Annotated in this window: 1 protein-coding gene; it reads left to right on the top strand. The window is 56.6% G+C overall.

The features are described from left to right. Positions 1 to 2: 2 nt before the first annotated feature. Complete coding sequence (locus AB4Y44_RS43075) at positions 3 to 173, top strand: Flp family type IVb pilin (protein WP_342921484.1); 171 nt, start codon at positions 3 to 5, stop codon at positions 171 to 173. Positions 174 to 219: the final 46 nt, after the last annotated feature.

The following is a 219-nucleotide window of genomic DNA, read 5'->3' as shown; positions in this document are numbered from 1 at the left end:
AAATGCAAAAGATCATCGCTCAGGCAAAGACCTTCGCCCGTGACGAAAACGGCATCACGGCTCTCGAGTACGGGATGCTCGCCGGTCTGATTACGGTGCTGATCATCGCCAGCATCGCATCGATCGGTTCGACGTTGAAAAACGTGTTCTCCGACGTCGCCAACACGATCTGACTGATGCGCGGGCGAGTGGAGTGGGCACGCAATGCAAGCTGCACTC

It is taken from the genome of Paraburkholderia sp. BR10937, assembly GCF_040965695.1.
GTDB lineage: Bacteria > Pseudomonadota > Gammaproteobacteria > Burkholderiales > Burkholderiaceae > Paraburkholderia.
Note: the sequence above shows the minus strand (reverse complement) of the source record. Positions and strands in the feature narration are given on the sequence as shown.